Genomic DNA, 13,514 nt, shown 5'->3' on the forward strand with positions numbered 1-13,514 from the left:
AAATGGCTAGATGCGGCATATCCGATCCATCCTTGCCTGGTCGTCTAGGTTTTAACGAGACGATCTTCAGGTAGTGTGGTGTGAGCCGAAAACGGCGGCGAATGCGAACACGACCGCGTTCAAACGCGAGCCGCTACAATTGGGGTCTGACCCCGAATCGGCGGCGGCGCCCGACGCGCGCGGCGCGTTACAGCTTGAAACCGCCGATAATCTGCTCGAGCTTGCTGGTCTGCTGCTGCATCGACTGCGCCGCCGCCGCCGCCTGCTCCACCAGCGCGGCGTTCTGCTGGGTGGTGTCGTCGAGCTGGACGATGGCCTGGTTGACCTGGCCGATGCCGGTTTCCTGCTCCTGGCTCGCCAGCAGGATTTCGCCGATGATGTTGGCCACCTTGTTGGTGCCGGCAACGATGTCCTGCATGGTGGCGCCGGCCTGGTCGACCAGTTTGGTGCCGGTATCGACGTTGTGCACCGATTCAACGATCAGCGCGCCGATTTCCTTGGCCGCCGCCGCCGAGCGGTGCGCCAAATTCCTCACCTCCGACGCCACCACCGCGAAGCCGCGGCCCTGCTCGCCGGCCCTGGCCGCCTCGACGGCGGCGTTCAGCGCCAAGATATTGGTCTGGAAGGCGATGCCGTCGATGACGCTGATGATGTCGGCGATTTTCTTCGACGAGCGTTCAATCGCGCCCATCGTGTCGACCACCTGCGCCACCACCACGCCGCCCTGCGCCGCCACCTTGGAGGCGTCCAGCGCCAGCCGGTTGGCCTCGTGGCCGCTGCTGACGTTTTGCTTGACGGTGCCGGTCAGCTCCTCCATCGACGCGGCGGTCTGCTCCAGCGCGCTGGCCTGCCCTTCGGTGCGCGCCGACAGGTCCTGGTTGCCGCTGGCGATTTCGCGCGAGGCCAGCGCGATCGAGCCGGTGCTGCGGCCGATTTCGCGCATCATCTGCTGCAACCGTTCGATAAAGTTGTTGAAGCTGCCGGCAACGTCGTTGAACTCGCTGCCGCCGCCGCCCGGCAGGCGCCGCGTCAGGTCGGCGTCGCCGGCCGACAGCGCGTCGATGTTGGCCTTGAGCACCCCCAGGCGGCCCATGAACAGACGGATGCAGCCGATGAACATGGCCAGCAGCAGCAGCGCGATGGGAATTTGCACCATGCCCAGCTTGCCCAGGATGCGCTCGCTTTGCTCGGTCAGCTGGCTGGTCGGCAAACCGGTCGCCAGCACCCACGGGCTGCCCGGAATCGCCTTCAAGAACAGCGTGTGGTGGCTGCCGTCGTCGCGGTAGGCCGATTCCGCCGCGCCCTGGGCGTCGAGCTTGGGCAGCAGGCGGGCGATTTCCGCCGCCATCGGCGAGCTGGCCGCCAGGTCGTCGACCTTCTTGAGCACGATCTCGCCCTTGATGTGGGAGCTGTTGCTGACAATCTTGCCGTCGCGCTCGACGATCAGGATCTGGGCGTGGATCGCCGCCTCCATGTCGGCCACCAGGCGGTTGAAGAAGCCCAGTGTGACGTCGATGGTGGCCACGCCGTACAGCTCGTTGTCCTTGTAGATCGGCATGGCGCAGTTGGTGCGCGGCTGCGCGCTGGCGTCGTCCTTGTAGGCCTTGGCCCAGTCGCAATGGCCCTTTGCCGACTTGAGCCCGCCCAAATACCAGCTCTGCTCGAAGTATTTCAGCGACTCCGGCGAATTCCAATGGGTGTTGACGACCAGTTTGTTGGCGGCGTCGCGGGCGAAAAAGGTGCTGAACTTGTCGCGCTCGGGATCGCGCTTCTTCGGCAGCGGCCAGATGCCGCCGCCGAAGACGTTCGGGTCGGAATACTGGTCGACCAGGCCCGGCAGCAAGACGTCGATGGCCGCGCTGTCCATCAGCGCCACCGTCTGCGTGATGCTGCGCTGCTGCGCCTCCACCTGCCGCAGTTGCTCGGTGATCTTGGTGGAAATTTTACTCACGTCAAAGCCGATCACCATGCCCTCGGTGCGCTTCAGGTCCGGCGTGACGAAAAAATGGATGACGGCCAGCGTCATCACCAGCAGCACCACGAAGACCAGGCTGAACAGGGTGATGAAACGGGATTGGCTGGTGCGGAACATGTCTGTCAAAATACTTCCTCTCGAATGGCGCGCGGTGGATGGTGCGACGCTTGTTTACGTTGCCGTATAGATATAAACGCTTCAATCCGCGCTGTCAACGAGGAAACAAGACCGCCTGCCGGCGCAACACATCGCGCGCCCATAAAAAATGCCGCCCGGCGCGAACCGGGCGGCAGCTCTACCTCACACCGGAAACCGGCTTACCACATGATGACGCGCTCTTTCGGCGGCAGGTACATCTTGTCGCCCTGCTTGACGCCGAAGGCGCTGTAGAAGCCGGGCTGGTTGCGCATGGTGCCGTTGGCGCGGAACTGGCCGGGCGAATGCGGGTCGGTTTTCAGCAGCACCAGTTGCTGCGCCTCGCGCATCTTCATGCGCCACACCTGGGCGAAGCCGGCGTAGAAGCGCTGCTCGCCGGTGAAGCCGTCAAGCACCGGCGCCTTCTTGCCGGCCAGCGACAGCTTGTAGGCCTTGTAGGCGATCGCCACGCCGGAGTTGTCGGCGATGTTCTCGCCCAGCGTCAGCTCGCCGTTGACGTGGTGGCCCTTGACCGGGCTGAAGGCGTTGTACTGCGCCACCAGTTGCTTGGTCTTGGCGGCGAAGTTCTTGTGGTCGGCCTTGCTCCACCAGTCGCGCAAGTTGCCGTCGCCGTCGTACTGCGCGCCCTGGTCGTCGAAGCCGTGGCTGATCTCGTGGCCGATCACCGCGCCGATGGCGCCGTAGTTGACCGCGTCGTCGGCGTTGGCGTCGAAGAACGGCGGCTGCAGGATCGAGGCCGGGAAGACGATCTCGTTCAGTTCCGGGTTGTAATAGGCGTTCACCGTCTGCGGCGTCATGCCCCACTCGTCGCGGTCGATCGGCTTGCCCAGCTTGTCGACTTCGCGCGCGTGGCTGACCGCGCGCGAACGCAGCACGTTGCCCAGCAAGTCGTCCTGCGCCACCGTCAGCGCGCTGTAGTCGCGCCACTTGTTCGGATAGCCGATCTTGGTGGTGAACTTGGACAGCTTGTCCTGCGCCTGTTTCTTGGTGGCCGGGCTCATCCAGTCAAGTTTGTCGATGCTCTGCTTGTAAGCCACCATCAGGTTCTTCACCAGCACCTCCATGCGCGCCTTGCGCTCGGCCGGGAAGTATTGCTCGACGTACAGCTTGCCGACGCTCTCGCCCAGCGCCGCCTCGACCGCGCCGACGCCGCGCTTCCAGCGCGGCCGCATCTCCGTCACGCCGGTCAGCGCCGTGCCGTAGAAGGCGAAGTTCTCGTCGACGAAGGCCTTGCTCAGGTAGGGCGCGGTGCTGTGCAGCAGGTGCCACTGGAAATACGCCTTCCACACCGCCAGCGGGGTGGTTTCCAGCACCGCGTTGAAGCCCTTCAGGTAGCTCGGCTGGCTGACGATGACGTAGCTGACCTTGCCGCTGATGCCGGCCTCGGCCAGATACGGCTGCCAGTCGTGGTCCGGCGTCAACGCCGCCAGTTGCGCCAGTTCCAGCTTGTTGTAGGCCTTCACCGGATCGCGGTTCTCGACGTTGCTCCACTGCACCTTGGCCAACGCCGTTTCCAGCGCCACGATGTCCTTGGCGTTGGCGGCGGCGTTGCCGTCGCCGCCCAGCGCCAGCATCTTCTCGACGTGGCTCAGGTAGGTGGCGCGCAGGGGGGCCTTGTCGGCCTCCAGATAGTAGTCGCGGTCGGGCAGGCCCAGGCCGCCCTGGGCGAAGTCGGCCACGTACTTGGTCGAATCCTTGGCGTCCTGGTGGATGCCGAAGTCGTACGGCGCGCCCACGCCCATTTTGCTGAAGGTCGCCAGCAGCGCCGGAATCTGCTTCTTGTCGCTCAGCGCGGCGACGCGGGCCAGGAACGGCGCCACCGGCGCCAGGCCCAGTTGCTCAAGCTTTTGCTCGTTCATGTAACTGGCGTAAAAATCGCCGATTATCTGGGCGTCGGAACCGGCCGCGCGGTTCGGGTTGGCGGCCGCCGCCTCGATAATGCCGCGCAACTGCGGCTGGGTGTCGTCGGCCAGTTTGGCGAAGCTGCCCCAGCTCGCCTTGTCGGCCGGGATTTCCGTCGCGGCCAGCCACTTGCCGTTCAAATGGTTGAAGAAATCGTCCTGCGCGCGCACGCCGGCGTCGACATACTCGACGGCAATGCCCGACACCGGCGCAGCGCCGCCCGGGGCGCTCTTGGCGACGGCGTGCTTGGCCACGTCGGCCGCGCCGGCAACACCGGCGACGCCGGCCAGCAGACTCAAAGTTAATGCGCTAAGTAAATATCGTTTCACATCATTCCTTATCAAGTTTAACAGCGGTAACGCCTGAGATTCCTGACCAGCGTTCGGATCGGCTGGCCGGATTTTTCGACTGTATCATAGAGCCGCGCCATACCGTTAGCCAGCTTGCCATAAAGACGAAAAGACCACGGCGCGCGCCGCGCGGCGCCCGAACTAATTACGCTTCCGCGGTCTAACGATGGTACGACCACGGCACGCAAAGCACATGACACTATCGGACTTTATACGCGCGCGGACCGATTCCATCCTGGAGCAGTGGGAACAGTTTGCCAAGCAAATCCCGTCGGCGCGCGGCATGGACACCGAGGCGCTGCGCGACCATGCCCGGGGTATCCTGGGCGCGATCGCCGACGACCTCGACCAGGCGCAGAGCGACCTGCAGCAGGATGAAAAATCCAAGGGCCGCGGACCGCGCGGCAAGGCCGCCAGCGAGGCCGAAATGCACGGCGCGGCGCGCGTCGCCGAGGGTTTCAGCATCAACGACGCGATGGCCGAATACCGCGCCTTGCGCGCCAGCGTGCTGCGGCTATGGCGCAACACCGTCGCGGCCGGCGAGCGCGCCGCCGTCGCCGAGCTGACCCGCTTCAACGAGGCGCTCGACCAGGCCCTGAGCGAGTCGCTGGCGCGCTACGCCAGCGACAGCGAGCGCTTCACCCGCCTGTTCGACACGCTGCTGTCGTCGTCGCCCGACCTGAACTATATTTTCGACCTGGACGGCAGGCTGATCTACGCCAACAAGGCGCTGACCAATGTGTACCAGCGCTCGCTGCAACAAATCGTCGGCAAGACCCTGGCCGAGCTGGGCGCGCCGGCGGCGGCCGACCTGCGCCAGTACTTCCGGCGCGTCATCGACGGCAAGCTCATCCACCGCGGCGAAATGCCGTATCCGCTCGAGGGCGGGGACCGGGCGACCTGCGCGACCTACGACTTCCTGCTGGTGCCGGTGACCAACCGGCAGGGCAAGGTCGAGGCCATCGCCGGCAGCGCGCGCGACGTCACCGAGCGCAAGCAAACCGAGCAGCGCATCCGCCGCAGCGCCACCTACGACTTCCTGACCAACCTGCCGAACCGCAGCCTGTTCCGCGACCGGCTCGAACAAGAAGTCAAACGCGCCGGGCGCAGCGGCCTGCCGCTGGCGTTGTTTTTCATCGACCTGGACGGCTTCAAGGAGGTCAACGACCGCCTCGGCCACGACGCCGGCGACCAGTTGCTGCGGCAGGTGGCGCAGCGCATCAGCGCCTGCGTGCGCGACACCGACACGGTGGCGCGCCTGGGCGGCGACGAGTTCACCGTCATCCTCGGCGACGTCAGCAAGATCGGCCACGTCGAAATCCTGACCCAGGCCATCCTCGACGCCCTGGCCCTGCCCTTCAAGGTGCGCAACAAGGAGGTGCAAATTTCCTGCAGCATCGGCATCACGCTCTACCCGCAGGACGCGCACAAGCCCGAGAACCTGCTCGGCAACGCCGACCAGGCCATGTACGTGGCCAAGAACAGCGGACGCAACCGCTTCAGCTTCTTCACCGCCGGCATGCGCGAGGCGGCCTGGGTGCGCCTGAAGATGATCGACGAGCTGCGCCGCGCGCTGTCGCAGCAGCAGCTGGCGGTGTACTACCAGCCCATCGTCGACCTGGCGCGCGGCGGCATCGTCAAGGCCGAGGCGCTGCTGCGCTGGCGCCATCCGCAGACCGGCCTGATGCTGCCGGACAAATTCATCGGCCTGGCCGAGGAGACCGGCCTGATCGGCGAAATCGGCGACTGGGTGCTGGGGCAGGCGGCGGCCACCGCGCGCCAGTGGGGCGAATGGCTGGGCGCGCCGTTTCAAATCAGCGTCAACAAGTCGCCGGTGGAATTCATGAGCAAGGCGCGGATGAAGAATTGGGACACCTACCTGGCGCGCAGCGGCCCCGAGAGCAACTGCCTGAGTGTGGAAATCACCGAAGGGGTGCTGCTCAGCGACCTGCCGTGGGTCAGGACCAAGCTCGACGACCTGCACAGCGCCGGCATCGAACTGGCCATCGACGACTTCGGCACCGGCTACTCGTCGCTGGCCTACCTGAAGAAATTCAAGGTCGACTACTTGAAAATCGACCAGTCGTTCGTGCAGGACACGGCCGCCGACGGCGACAGCCGGGTCTTTGCCGAAACCATCATCGTCATGGCGCACAAACTCGGCCTGAAAGTGATCGCCGAAGGCGTCGAAACGGCCGAACAGCGCCACTGGCTGAAAACCGCCGGCTGCGACTACGCCCAGGGTTTCCTGTTTTCGGCGGCGCTGCCGCCGCGCGACTTCGCGCTGCTGCTGGGCGCCGGCAAGGGGCCGCGCGAGCGCGTGCGCGCGCCGCCGGCGCCTCGGCCTACCAGATGATGACGCGCCGCTCCGGCGCCAGATACATCTTGTCGCCTTCCTTGACGTCGAACGCGTCGTAGAAGCCGGGCTGGTTGACCACCGTGCCGTTGGCGCGGAACTGGCCGGGCGCATGCGGATCGGACTTGATCTGCACGATCTGCTGCGGCTCGCGCATCTTGCTGCGCCAGACCTGGCCAAAGCCCATGTAAAAGCGCTGGTCGCCGCTCAGGCCGTCGATCACCGGCGCGTCTTGGCCGCCCAGCGACAGCCGGTAAGCCTTGTAGGCAACCGCCAGGCCGGAGTTGTCGGCGATGTTCTCGCCCAGCGTCAACTCGCCGTTCACCTGGTAGCCCGGCAGCGGGCTGTAGCGGCTGTACTGCCGGACCAGCGCGTCGGCCTTGGCGGCGAAGTTCTTGCGGTCCTGCGCGCCCCACCAGTCGCGCAGATTGCCGTCGCCGTCGGACTGGCTGCCCTTGTCGTCGAAGCCGTGGCTGATCTCGTGGCCGATCACCGCGCCGATGGCGCCGTAGTTGACGGCGTCGTCGGCGCCGGCGTCGAAGAACGGCGGCTGCAGGATCGACGCCGGGAACACGATCTCGTTCATCGTCGAACTGTAATAGGCGTTCACCGTCTGCGGCGTCATGCCCCACTCCTCGCGGTCGACCGGCATGCCCAGCTTGTTCAACTGGCGTTTGTAGCCGAAATCGGCGGCGCGCATCATATTGCCCACCAGCTCGCCGCGGGCGATCGCCAGCGCGCCGTAGTCGCGCCACTTGCTCGGATAACCGATCTTCGGCGTGAACTTGGCCAGCTTGGCCTGCGCCTCGCGCTTGGTCTCCGGGCTCATCCAGTCGAGCGTGTCAATGCTCTGGCGGTAGGCCAGCATCAGGTTGCGCACCAGCGTCTCCATGCGCGCCTTGCGCTCGGCCGGGAAATGCCGCGCCACGTACAGCTTGCCGACCGCCTCGCCCAGCGCGCCCTCGACCGCCGCGACGCCGCGCTTCCAGCGCGGCGGCTGCGCCGTCACACCGGTGATGGTGGTGCCGTAAAAGGCGAAATGGGCGTCGGCGAAATCGCTCGACAGATAAGGCGCGTAGCTGCGCAACAACTGCCACTCGAAATACGCCTGCCAAGTCGCCAGGTCGGTCTGCTCGACGATCTTTTGCAGGGCGCCCAGATAGCTGGGCTGGCTGGCGATCACATAATCGACCTTGGCGGCGACGCCGGCCGCCGCCATGCCGCCGCGGAGATCGTAGCCGGGCGTGAGCGCGTCGAGCTGGGCCAGCGCGACCTTGTTATAGCGCTTGACCGGGTCGCGGTTCTCGACCTTGGTCCACTGCACCTGGGCCAGCGCGGTTTCCAGCGCCACCACCGCCTTGGCGTCGGCGCCGGCGCGCTTGCCGCCGGCCAGGGCCAGCATCTTCTCGACGTGCAACTGGTACTTCGCCTTGACCTCGGCCAGCTTGGCGTCGAGGTAATAATCGCGGTCGGGCATGCCCAGCCCGCTCTGGCTGACATACACGGCGTAGCGGGTCGACGCGCGCGCGTCCTGGCCGATATAGATGGCGTACGGCGCGGCCACGCCGATCTGCGCCAGATGCGCGACCAGCGCCGGAATCGCCTTCTTGTCGCGCAAGGCGCGGATGCGGCTGAACTCGCCGGCGAGCGGCTTGGCGCCCAGCGCGTCGAGCCGCTTCTCGTCCATATAACTGGCGTACAGATCGCCGATTTTTTGCTGCTCGGCGGCGGCGGCGCCGGCCTTGGCGCCACCGCCCTGCCCGGCCTGCTGGGCCGCCTCGACAATGGCGCGCAATTGCGGCAGCGTATCGTCGCGCAGCTTGGCGAACGACCCCCAGCTCGACTTATCGGCGGGGATCTCGGTCGTCTTCAGCCACTGGCCGTTCAAATGGGCGAAAAAATCGTCCTGCGCGCGCACGCCGGCGTCGATGTACTGCACGTCGACGCCGGAACGCGGCGCGGCGGCGGCCGGCTGGGACTGCGCGGTGTCGGCGGCGTGGCTCAAGCTGGCCAGCAGAGTCAAGGTCAACGCACTCAAAAGATATCGTTTCACAAAGTGTCCTTATGGGGCAGGTAAGAAAAGGCCGCCGGGCGGAATGGCCGGGCGCGCCGGGTGCAAATGTAGCACGGCCCCCAACGATTTTCCACGCGCACGCCCCTACACTCTGGGGTCGGGTCTCGATATGGCGGTTTTTTTTGGCGTATTGATGCGCAGCAAACTTGCGTGTAAAAACCGGGGCTTAACCCCGGGGCTTAGAACTTGGTTTCGAGCCGGACGCTCCAGACGGCGTAGGTGCGCGCGCTGGTTTCGGCCATCTGCGCCAGGCCGTTGGTGTAGACCAGGCGGCCACTGTCGGCGTCGTCGGCCAGCAGGTTGCTCGCGGAAACGCGCAATTGCGTGCGCGGGTTGAACTTCCACAGGCCGTACAGGTCCAGCGCGCGCTTGGCGCCGCCGGTCACGGTTTCGCTCAGGCTGGTCCGGACGGTGCTGCCCGGGCTCCAGTTGAAGCTGCCGCCCAGCGTCAGCGGCACATCCTTCATGCGGTAGTCGAGGCCGACGTTGGCGCTGGCCTTGGCCTGCTGGTCGAGCCGGTTGTTGGGGCCGGGAATGCCGTCGACGTCGGACCAGAAGCGGCTGTAGTTGCTGCGGAAATCAATCGCCGGCGCGTTCTCGACAAACTCGGCCAGCTGGAATTTGGCCTCCAGTTCGATGCCGCTGGTGCGCGCCTTGCCGATGTTGGTCGGCGTCGAGACCCAGCGCGGCCCGGTCGCGGTGTGTTGCAGCGTGGTGTCGCGCCGCATCAGATTGTCGATGTCGCGCACGAAGCCGCTGGCGCTGACGATGCCGCTGCGCCCCAGGTAGTGTTCGTAGGCCACGTCGAGGCCGGTCGCCAGCTCCGGCTTCAGGTTCGGGTTGCCGGTGCGGTCGGGCCGGGTCGCGCTGTTCAGGCGCGACAGCGACGGCAGCGCGATCAGGTCGGCCAGCGGCGGCGCCTTGTAACTGTGCGTCAGGCTCATGCGCACCTGGTCCTTTTCGCTGCCCGGAATGCGCCAGACGCCGTGCAGCAGCGGGCTCCAGACCCGGCTCTGGTTGGCGATATCGGCGCCGGCCCGGCTGCTGGTGGTGCGGATGCCTTCCCAGCGCAGGCCGAAGTAGGCCGACCATTGCGGCGTGATGTCCCACTCGTCCTGCACGAAGCCGGCGAAGCGGCGCGTGTCGGCCCGCAGGTTGTCGCCCGAGTCGGCGAACTGCGGCGCGCCGTTGTCGAGCGACACGCGGCTTTGCTCGCGCTGGTTCCATTCGACGTCCCAGCCGGCCGCCAGCAAGTGGCCCTGGCCCAGCGGCGTGGTGTATTTGCCGCCGGTGTTGGCGCTGCGGTCGCGGGTGGCGTCGCTGTCGACGATGCGGTTCAGCAGCGCGCCGCCGTCGTCGAACTGCTCGCGCTGGGCGTCGCTGGCGCTGCGGCCGCGGCCGAAGCCGAACTTGACGTCGAGCTTGGAGGCACCCTCGAACTTGTGGAGCCAGTTGCCGAAGCCGCGCAGGAAGGTGCTCGACGCCTGCGAGCGCGCCCGCGCGTCGGCGTATTCGGGCGGCAGCGGCCCGATGCTTTGCGCCAGCGCGCTACTACTGGCGCCGTCGCTGCGCGAACTCATTAAAAAAGGCTGGAAGTTCAGCGTGTCGCCGCCGTCGAATTTATACGACAGCCGCGGCGTCAGGTGGATGCCGCGGCCACGCCGTTCGCTCCGCTCGAACAGGTCCTGCTGTTTCACGACGTCGCCGTCGGCCTCGGTGTCGCGGTTGTGCGTGGCGCTGCCGTCTTGCTGGCGGTTTTCAAACACCGACGCCGACAGCGTGTAGGTCAGCGCGCCAACCTTGCCCGGCACCAGCAGCGAAACGTTGGGCGCGTGCAGGCCCTGCTCGATCGTGTCGCTCAGCTTGAGTTGCTTGTCGCGCTGCTGATAACCGTCGCGCAGTACGATGTTGATGGTGCCGGCGATGGCGCGGGTGCTGTGCTCGGCGACCGGGCCGCGCATCACCTCGATGCGTTCGACCTGGTCGGGCGACAGCGTATCCATCGAAAAGCCCGGCGGCGCGCGCTCGCCGTTCAGCAGCACCTGGGTGTAGCCGCTGCCCAGGCCGCGCATGCGGATCTCGCCGCCGCGCCCGGGCCGCCCGCCCATCGTCACGCCCGGCAGGCGCTTGAGGATGTCGCCCAGGTTGCTGTCGCCGTTGCGGTCGAGTTCCTCGCGGCCGTAGATCTGCTTGCCGGCGGTCGACTGCCGGCGCGCGTCCATGTCGCTGGCGCGGCTGCCGTTGACGATCACCTGCGCCGGCGCGGGCGCCTTGGCGTCGGCGGCGGGCGCGGGCGGTGGTGCGCTCTGGCTGGCGGGCGTCGGATCGGCGCTGGCGGCCGGCGCGCTCTGGCCGGCCGCTTGCGCCGCGCCGACGCTGGCGCCCAGCAAAATCAGGCAGGCGGCGGGGATCAATGGACTCATGGGGGCGTGGAATTAGGAGGTGGCGCCGTGCCAAGTCATGGCGGCGGCTGGGACTGTCAATGGGCGTATTCTATGCGCCATGGCGGCGCAACGGCGGCCCGGGGCGGCGTTTTTTACTTTACGATACACATCGACATCGACATCGACATCGACATCGACATCGGCGCGGATGCCGCGCCACGGCGGCGCCCTCCCGGCGCTAGGAAATCATTCGAAAAAAAAGCCTGCGTCGGTATCGGCGCAGGCGAAAAACCATTACAAGTACAGGGAAGTTGCAAGCCGACTATAGGGCGGCAGCCGGCGCGCGGCGCGGCTATTTACAATTTCTTACGGTCTTCAACAAAAACATTACACGGCCGCCGCGGCGCTGACAAAACAGCGGCAAAACAGTCTTGCGACGGCGCCAAATCGGCGTACAGTAGGGTTGCGTCAGCAAAATCGTAGCGCCCATTACGCTAGCAAAGATTCGGGGCTATACTGGATCGTAGCGCCGCTCCTTCCGGACCGGCGTGTATTTTTAGCATCGACAGGTGAAACATGGGCAAACTCAAAAATACCGGCCTGGTGGGCCTGGGCGTCATTGCCGGCGTCGCCGTCTCGCTGCAGTTTTCCGCGATGGCGCAAAAGCAGGTCGAGCCGGTGCTGCCGCTCGAAGAGTTGCGCCAGCTGGCCGACGTGTTCGGCCTGATCAAGTCGGACTATGTCGAGCAGGTCGAGGACAAGAAACTGTTGACCGAGGCCATTACCGGCATGGTCGCGTCGCTCGACCCGCACTCCGCCTACCTCGACAAGAAGGCCTACGCCGAACTGCGCGAGGGGTCGCAGGGCAAGTTCGTCGGCCTGGGCATTGAAATCGGCCTGAGCGAGGACGGCTACATCAAGATCGTCGCCCCCATCGAGGATTCGCCGGCCTACCGCGCCGGCATCAAGGCGGGCGACCTGATCACCCGGCTCGACGCCACGCCGGTCAAGGGCATGAGCCTGGACGACTCGGTCAAGAAAATGCGCGGCGAGCCGGGCAGCAAGGTGACGCTGACGATCGCCCGCAAGGACGAGCCGCAGCCGCTGGTGTTCATCATCGCGCGCGAGGAAATCCACCAGAAGAGCGTGAAGGCGAAAATCGTCGAACCCGGCTACGCCTGGCTGCGCGTGGCGCAGTTCCAGGAGCCGACGGTGGACGACATGGCCGCCAAGATCACCGAACTGTACCAGCAGGACCCGAACCTGAAGGGCCTGGTGCTGGACCTGCGCAACGATCCCGGCGGCGTACTGCAGGGCGCCATCGGCGTGTCGGCGGCGTTCCTGCCGAAGGACGCGGCGATCGTCTCGACCAACGGCCAGTTGCCCGACTCGAAACAGATTTTCTACGGCCGCGCCGAATATTACGCGCTGCGCAGCGAGGCCGACGCGCTGGCCAAGCTGCCGGAGGCGGTCAAGAGCGTGCCGATGGTGGTGCTGGTCAACACCGGCTCGGCCTCGGCCTCGGAAATCGTCGCCGGCGCGCTGCAGGACTACAAGCGCGCCACCATCATCGGCAGCCAGACCTTCGGCAAGGGTTCGGTGCAAACCATCCGCCAACTGACGGCCGACACCGCCGTCAAGCTGACCACGGCGCGCTACTACACGCCGAAGGGGCGGTCGATCCAGGCCAAGGGCATCTCGCCCGACCTGCTGGTTGACGAGAACGCCGACGGCGACGGCTTGAACAGCCTGCGCACCCGCGAAGCCGACCTGGAAAAGCACCTGAGCAACGACCGCGACAAGGAAGCGGTCAAGGGCGGGCGCGACGAGCTGGAGGAGCAGATGCGCATCGTCGCGATGGAGAAGAAACGCAAGCCGCTGGAATACGGCAGCAAGGACGACTTCCAACTGGGCCAGGCGCTGAACCATTTGAAGGGCTTGCCGGTGCAACTGGCCAAGTCGGACTCGGCGATCGTGCAGGTCAGCGATCCGAAGAAGATTCCCGGGAAAAAATAAGTGACGACGGCGCCTTCGAGGCGCCGTTTTTTATGGACGGCGCCGTTGGCGCGCCGCCACAATCAAAAAAACCAGCGGCAACGAGCCGGGACCAGACCATCAGGTCTGGCCCCGGGGTGACGCCCCTGGTTTCGTTTGCGTCTGCGGCCAGCACCTATAATCGACGTACAACATTGAAATAAACCGGGTCCGTCCCATGAATATTTCGTGACTGTTCAGCCGCTATGCGGCAAGCGGGATAGGATTACCGTTGAAGGCCCGGAGCAGAACCTCAAGCATGCCATGGCCTTGCTTGCGTAGC

At 65.8% G+C, this 13,514-nt stretch carries 7 protein-coding genes; 3 read left to right on the forward strand and 4 right to left on the reverse strand.

Annotated elements, in window-relative coordinates; genetic code table 11:
* Positions 1 to 187: 187 nt before the first annotated feature.
* Positions 188 to 2,092 (reverse strand): methyl-accepting chemotaxis protein, encoded by a 1,905-nt coding sequence (locus tag ACFDR9_RS13950; RefSeq protein ID WP_327075766.1) that lies wholly within the window; start codon positions 2,090 to 2,092, stop codon positions 188 to 190.
* Between the two features lie 200 nt (positions 2,093 to 2,292).
* Entirely contained in the window at positions 2,293 to 4,362 is a 2,070-nt protein-coding gene (locus ACFDR9_RS13955) for a M13 family metallopeptidase (RefSeq protein ID WP_409031367.1), read from the reverse strand.
* 214 nt (positions 4,363 to 4,576) lie between these two features.
* Between ACFDR9_RS13955 and ACFDR9_RS13960 the strand changes: the two genes are divergently transcribed.
* Complete coding sequence (locus ACFDR9_RS13960) at positions 4,577 to 6,739, forward strand: putative bifunctional diguanylate cyclase/phosphodiesterase (RefSeq protein ID WP_409031368.1); 2,163 nt, start codon at positions 4,577 to 4,579, stop codon at positions 6,737 to 6,739.
* Here the strand turns inward: ACFDR9_RS13960 and ACFDR9_RS13965 are convergent.
* Together ACFDR9_RS13965 and ACFDR9_RS13970 are read right to left on the reverse strand one after the other, a co-directional pair.
* Positions 6,729 to 8,792, reverse strand: coding sequence for a M13 family metallopeptidase (locus ACFDR9_RS13965; RefSeq protein WP_409031369.1), 2,064 nt, complete (start codon positions 8,790 to 8,792; stop codon positions 6,729 to 6,731). The genes ACFDR9_RS13960 and ACFDR9_RS13965 overlap by 11 nt on opposite strands.
* A 200-nt stretch (positions 8,793 to 8,992) precedes the next feature.
* Positions 8,993 to 11,236 (reverse strand): TonB-dependent receptor plug domain-containing protein, encoded by a 2,244-nt coding sequence (locus ACFDR9_RS13970; protein WP_409031370.1) that lies wholly within the window; start codon positions 11,234 to 11,236, stop codon positions 8,993 to 8,995.
* Positions 11,237 to 11,263: 27 nt separating this feature from the next.
* Between ACFDR9_RS13970 and ACFDR9_RS13975 the strand changes: the two genes are divergently transcribed.
* Both ACFDR9_RS13975 and ACFDR9_RS13980 read left to right on the forward strand, forming a co-directional pair.
* A complete protein-coding gene (locus ACFDR9_RS13975; protein ID WP_409031371.1) occupies positions 11,264 to 11,680 on the forward strand; it encodes a hypothetical protein in 417 nt (138 codons plus the stop codon).
* Positions 11,681 to 11,773: 93 nt separating this feature from the next.
* Entirely contained in the window at positions 11,774 to 13,213 is a 1,440-nt protein-coding gene (locus ACFDR9_RS13980; RefSeq protein ID WP_409031372.1) for a S41 family peptidase, read from the forward strand.
* Positions 13,214 to 13,514 lie beyond the last annotated feature (301 nt).

This window comes from Janthinobacterium sp. CG_23.3 (genome assembly GCF_046115965.1).
In the GTDB taxonomy this organism is placed as follows: domain Bacteria; phylum Pseudomonadota; class Gammaproteobacteria; order Burkholderiales; family Burkholderiaceae_D; genus Janthinobacterium.

What these genes read in the sequence shown, in the direction of transcription:
- ACFDR9_RS13980 (WP_409031372.1), top strand. Translation starts at nt 11,774, where the DNA reads ATGGGCAAACTCAAAAATACCGGCCTGGTGGGCCTGGGCGTCATTGCC.
- ACFDR9_RS13960 (WP_409031368.1), top strand. Translation starts at nt 4,577, where the DNA reads ATGACACTATCGGACTTTATACGCGCGCGGACCGATTCCATCCTGGAG.
- ACFDR9_RS13950 (WP_327075766.1), bottom strand. Translation starts at nt 2,092, where the DNA reads ATGTTCCGCACCAGCCAATCCCGTTTCATCACCCTGTTCAGCCTGGTC.
- ACFDR9_RS13970 (WP_409031370.1), bottom strand. Translation starts at nt 11,236, where the DNA reads ATGAGTCCATTGATCCCCGCCGCCTGCCTGATTTTGCTGGGCGCCAGC.